3 protein-coding genes are annotated in these 6,088 nt (G+C 64.5%); 1 reads left to right on the forward strand and 2 read right to left on the reverse strand.

The window, feature by feature from the left end; genetic code table 11:
* A partial coding sequence (gene nirB, locus AC4FAH_RS04680) for a nitrite reductase large subunit NirB (protein WP_490245712.1) occupies positions 1–2,360 on the reverse strand: 2,360 nt, incomplete at its 3' end.
* Positions 2,357–3,790 (reverse strand): NAD(P)/FAD-dependent oxidoreductase, encoded by a 1,434-nt coding sequence (locus AC4FAH_RS04685; protein WP_153636552.1) that lies wholly within the window; start codon positions 3,788–3,790, stop codon positions 2,357–2,359. The genes nirB and AC4FAH_RS04685, both read right to left, overlap by 4 nt.
* Positions 3,791–4,631: 841 nt before the next feature.
* On the opposite strand from AC4FAH_RS04685, the gene AC4FAH_RS04690 reads away from it, so the two are divergent.
* Positions 4,632–6,088 (forward strand): molybdopterin-dependent oxidoreductase (locus AC4FAH_RS04690; protein ID WP_490245713.1); only part of this gene is annotated, 1,457 nt, incomplete at its 3' end.

Consider the following 6,088-nt stretch of genomic DNA (forward strand, 5'->3'; position numbering starts at 1 on the left):
CTGTCCTCGAGAATCACCTCTTTCAGATAGTCGAGGCCGCCTTCGAGGCCCTCGCGCCAGACGGAGGTGCGCTGCAGGCGGTCGGCGGTGCGGATGTAGAACATCAGGAAGCGGTCGATGGTGCGGATCAGGCTCTCGTCATCCAGGTCGGTCGCGAACAGCTCGGCATGACGCGGGCGCATGCCGCCGTTGCCGCAGACGTAGAGGTTCCAGCCGTTCTCGGTGGCGATCACGCCGACATCCTTGCTCTGGGCCTCGGCGCATTCACGGGTGCAGCCGGAGACGGCGAACTTGAGCTTGTGCGGGGAACGCAGGCCCTTGTAACGGTCTTCCAGCGTCAGCGCCATCGCCATGCTGTCCTGCACGCCATAGCGACACCAGGTGCTGCCGATGCAGGATTTCACCGTGCGGGTGGACTTGCCGTAGGCGTGGCCGGTCTCGAAGCCGGCGGCGATCAGCTCGCTCCAGATGTCCGGCAATTCATGCAGCTGGGCACCGAAGAGGTCGATGCGCTGGCCGCCGGTGATCTTGGTATAGAGGTTGTAGCGCTTGCCGATCTCACCGATGGCGATCAGCTTGTCCGGCGTGATTTCGCCGCCGGGGATGCGCGGCACCACGGAATAGGTGCCGTTCTTCTGCATGTTGGCCATGAAGGTGTCATTGGTGTCCTGCAGCGGAATGTGCGAGGACTCGGTGATCGGCGCGTTCCAGCACGAGGCCAGAATCGAGCCCACCGCCGGCTTGCAGATCTCACAGCCCAGGGCATCCGGATGGCGGCCGTGGCTGGCCATCAGCTCGGCGAAGGTCTCGATGCCTTCGACGCGCACCAGCGAGTAGAGCTCCTGACGCGTGTGCGCGAAGTGCTCGCACAGTGAGCGATCGACCTCGACGCCACGACTTTCCAGCTCGGCATCCACCACCTTCTTGAGCAGCGCCGCACAGCCTCCGCAGCCGGTGCTGGCCTTGGTGCAGGCCTTGATGGCGCCCAGATCACTGTTGCCGGCATCGATGGCGCTGCAGACATCGCCCTTGGAGACGTTGTGGCAGGAGCACAGCGTGGCGCTGTCGGGCAGGGCATCCGCGCCCAGCGTGATGGCTTCGCCACTGGCATCCGGCAGGATGAGTGCCGCCGGGTCCTTGGGTGCCGTGATGCCGTTGGTGACGTACTGCAGCAGGGTGTCGTAGCGCGAGTTGTCGCCGATCAGTACCGCGCCCAGCACCTGCTTGCGGTCCCGCGAGACGATCAGGCGGCGATAGACGCCGTCGGCCTCGTCACAGTAGCGATAGCTGATCGCGCCCTCGGTTTTGCCGTGTGCGTCACCGATGGAGCCGACATCCACGCCCAGCAGCTTGAGCTTGGTGGACATGTCGGCGCCCTGGAAGCGGAAGCTCTCCTGAGAGGCGCTTGCGGCATCGCCAGCGCTGGCAGCCAGCAGGGACGCCACGCCGCGGGCCATCTGATAGCCCGGCGCGACCAGCCCGAAGATGCGCGATTGCCACAGGGCGCACTCGCCGATGGCGAAGATTTCCGGGTCTGAGGTGCGGCATTCGTCATCGATGATGATGCCGCCGCGCTCGCCGATCTCGAGGCTGGCGCTGCGTGCCAGCGCGTCCTGAGGGCGGATGCCGGCAGAGAACACGATCAGGTCGGTCTCCAGATGCTCGCCATCGGAGAAGTTCATCCGCCACTGGTGGTGCTCGCCGGGCACGATGTCGGTGGTGGCGCGATTGAGGTGCACCCCCACGCCCAGCGCAGTGATGTGTTGCTTGAGCGCAAGGCCGCCATCCTCATCCAGCTGCACCGGCATCAGGCGTGGCGCGAATTCGACGACATGCGCTTCCAGGCCGAGTGACTTGAGGGCATTGGCGGCTTCCAGCCCCAGCAGGCCACCGCCGACCACCACGCCATGTGTCTTGCCATCGGCGGCAGCGCGAATCTGATCAAGATCCTCCAGGGTGCGGTAGACCAGACGATTGCTGGCGGCGGCCTCGCTTCCCGGCTCACCGAGGCCCTGGATGGGCGGCACGAAGGGGGTCGAGCCGGTCGCCAGCACCAGGCTGTCGTAGGGGTAGCGCCCGCGCGTGGTGATGACATGGCCGCCATCGCGGTCGATGGCGGTGACACACTCGTCGAGGTGCAGGGTGACGCCCGCCTTGCGGTAGTCGTCGGCGGTGCCGAGCGCGAGAGATTCGGCATCACGCCCGGTGAAATACTCCGAGAGATGCACGCGGTCGTAGGCGATGTGGCGTTCTTCGCCGAAGACATGAATCTGGTAGTGCGCGGTGGCACCCAGTGCGATCAGCTGCTCGACGCAGTGATGGCCAACCATGCCATTGCCGATGATGATCAGGTGTTTCATGCGGCCTCCTCGAAGGTGTCAGGGGTGTTGTCGGTCTTGTCTGTGGTGTCGCGATCACGATGCTGGTCTGTCATGTCTTGAGTGCCCGGCTTGCCGCTGGGGTCATCGGGCGCCGTCGGCGGGCCGTCCTGGGTCAGTCCTGCCAGGGCTTCTGCCGGCATCAGCAGAAGGTCTTCGCGAATCCGGGCCAGTGGCGTGCCGGCCTTGAGCGCTTCGAACAGGGCGTTGCCGGCACTGACGTCGCCGTAGAGCACCACGCCGACCAGGCGCTCCTCGCGCAGCAGCAGTCGGCGGTAGTCGCCCAGGGCGTGGTCCTGATAGACCAGCACCTCGTCATTCGGCTGGGGGGCAAGCTCGCCGCAGCTGTAAAGGTCGATGCCGCTGACCTTTAGGCGCGTCGCCAGTGGCGCATTGCGATAGGGCGGAGTCGGTTGCGCGAGAAGCTGGCGGGCGAGCACTTCGATCTGCGCCCAGATGGGCTCGATCAGGCCGAAGGTCTCGCCAGCCACCTCACAGCATTCGCCCAGCGCGTGAATGTGCGGATCGCTCGTGAGCAGATGGCCATCGACCTGGATGGCGCGCTGACAGGCCAGCCCTGAAGCACGCGCAAGCTCGATTTCGGGGCGAATGCCGGTGGCGGCGATGGTCAGTCCGGCGTGAAGTTCGCGGCCATCCTTGAGGCGCACGCCGCTGATGCGGCCCGCCGGGGACTCGAGCCACTCTTCGAGGTGCGCGCCAGTGATGATGTCGAGGCCACGCTCGCGAAGCTCCTGCTCCAGCAGTCCGGCCGCGACCTCATCCAGTTGACGGTTCATCAGGCGCTCGCTGCGCTGCAGCAGCGTCACCTCAAGGCCACCCTTGCGCAGGCCCTCGGCGGCCTCGAGCCCGAGCAGCCCGCCACCGATGACCAGTGCGCCGGCGCCCTCCTGCCGTCCGGCAAGGCAGGCGGCCTGCATCTGCTCGACATCCTTCAGATCGCGAAAGCCCATCAGTCCCGGCGGCCAGTCATTGGCGGACGACGCCTCTGGCAGGTGAGCGGGCAGAGGCAGGGGCAGCGCCGGGCGTGAGCCGGTCGCGATCACCAGCCGCTGATAGGGGATTCGGTCGCCGCTGGCGGTCTCGACACAGCGGGCGGTGCGATCGATCTGGCTGACGGGGTCGCCGCTGATTCGTGTGATGCCGTGCCGCGAGAACCAGTCGGCCTGCTGGCTGATCAGGCCTTCGGTTCGTGTCTCGCCGGCCAATAGCGGCGAGAGCTGAATGCGGTTGTAGGGGAGGTGGGGCTCCTCGCCGATCACCGTGACCGGCCAGGGCAGCTGCTGATCAGGGCTCAGCGAGACCAGCTGCTCCAACAGCTTCTGCGCCGCCATGCCGTGGCCGATGATGACCAGTGCTGGCGTAGGCTCGCGGGTGGTAGATGACGGATGCATTCTGCCTCCTTGCGCTGACGTTCTGGACGCATAAAAAAAGCGCCTGCTTGCCGCCGTGATGATCACGACGTCAAGCAGGCGCCTTTGCCTGGAAGATGAGGGCTAAGCATTGGATAGCGAGTTGCAGTGTCAGGTGACGATGTCGCTGTCACCCACAACTGCGGCAGGTCTGGCGGACCGTTGGCTGCTGCATGTCACTCATCGGAGTGATGCGCTGCGAGACCTGCGATTCGGGGTCGTCATTGACCCAACCTGCCGATACTCAGGCGAATTCGGTGCCGCTTCAGAGAAAGCCGCTATTTTTCATTCACTTGCAGTTGCAGATACTCGAGGCGAGGTCCTGGCATGGTCGAGCCGGTCGCGGTTCAGGGAGGCATCAAGGCAGGGATTGGTGCAGTCGCATGCGCTGATGCACATGGCTGGTGCGTCAGCGGTGACTGGCGCTGGCCGTCTCGCGCTGTTCGCCTCCTGCTTCGGTAGCTTATGACGGCCAAGTGATTGTTATTTCTGATGATTGGTCAGGGTTGGTCTGTTAAGTGCGTCTATCAGGTCATTGGTGTGATACCTGATTGAGGGTTCGTGACTCGGCAAGCTTCACTGTTGCGAGACTCGTGAACCGGCCAACGGCGGCTCTTCAATCATGCACGCCATGTCGACGTCTCGAAGACGAGATTGCGCACCCATCGGCATGACGAGATCGTATCCACCATCAGTTTCCATTGTCAGTCTGCAGGGCAGACCAGGACTGACAACGACAGGCAAAGGCGCCTGATGACCGCACATTACGTGGCGGGTCATCAGGCGCCTTTTTTCATGCTTACTGCACCAGGGAGTGATGTCGATGCAGGCCAGCAAGCCCCAGAGCACAAGTGAGTCTTCCCCCTGTAGCGCCTCGACGACCTGCCCGTATTGCGGTGTCGGGTGTGGCGTGTCACTTGAGCTGGAAACCCGGGCGCAGGAGAGCGGTGAGCTCAAGCGCAGGATCACCGCCGTCAGCGGCGACAACGACCATCCGGCCAATTACGGGCGTCTGTGCGTCAAGGGGTCTGCGCTTGCCGAGACACTGTCATCCAGCGGCCGTCTGACGCAGCCTCAGATACGCGATGCCGCAGGCGTGCTGCGAGAGGTGAGCTGGGATACGGCACTGGAGCTGATCGCCGCTCGCTTCGGTGAGCTGCGCAGCACCCATGGTGGTGACAGCATCGCCGCCTATCTGTCGGGGCAGCTGTTGACCGAGGACTATTACCTCGCCAACAAGCTGTTCAAGGGCTTCATCGGTACGCCGCACCTGGATACCAATTCGCGGCTGTGCATGGCCTCGGCGGTCGTGGCGCACAAGCGTGCCTTCGGGGCAGACGCCGTGCCTTGCAGCTACGAGGATCTCGAGCGTGCCGAGCTGGTGGTGCTGGTCGGCAGCAATCTGGCCTGGAATCACCCGGTGCTGTTCCAGCGCCTCAAGCAGGCGCGTATCGACAATCCCTTGCTGCGTATCGTGGTGATCGACCCGCGCCTGACCGACAGCTGCGAGATCGCGGACCTGTATCTGGGCATTCGCCCCGGTAGCGACGCGCGCCTCTTCAATGGCTTGCTGGCCTATATGGCCGAGCGCGGACGCACCGATCGCCTCTATCTGGAGGCCCACACCCAGGGTTTCGATGCGGCAATCAAGCAGGCGAAGCGTGACGATTGCTCGCTTTCCGCGATTGCGCGGGATTGCGATATCGATGTGGAGCGTCTCGAGACCTTCTATTACTGGTTTGCCACCCAGCTGCACGTGGTCACGCTGTTCTCCCAGGGCGTGAATCAATCGACCAGTGGCACCGACAAGGGCAATGCGATCATCAATTGCCATCTGGCAGGCGGCAAGATCGGGCTGCCGGGGGCGGGGCCGTTCTCCATCACCGGGCAGCCCAATGCGATGGGCGGCCGCGAAGTCGGTGGCCTGGCGAACCAGCTGGCGGCACATATGGATTACGACACGCCGGGTGCGCGGGCGCTGGTCAGCGAGTTCTGGCAGGCACCGAACCTGCCCGAGGGGCCTGGTCACAAGGCGGTCGAGCTGTTCGCGGCGCTGGGGCGTGGCGAAATCAAGGCGCTGTGGATCATGGCGACCAACCCGGCGGTGAGCCTGCCGGATAGCGCACGAGTGCGTGCAGCGCTGGCGGCCTGCCCGCTGGTGATCGTCTCCGAGTGCATGGCCGACAGTGACACTCTGGCGTACGCCGATGTGGTGCTGCCGGCCAGCAGCTGGAGCGAGAAGGATGGCACCGTCACCAACTCCGAGCGCTGCATCTCGCG

The sequence above is a fragment of the Cobetia sp. genome (assembly GCF_983723665.1).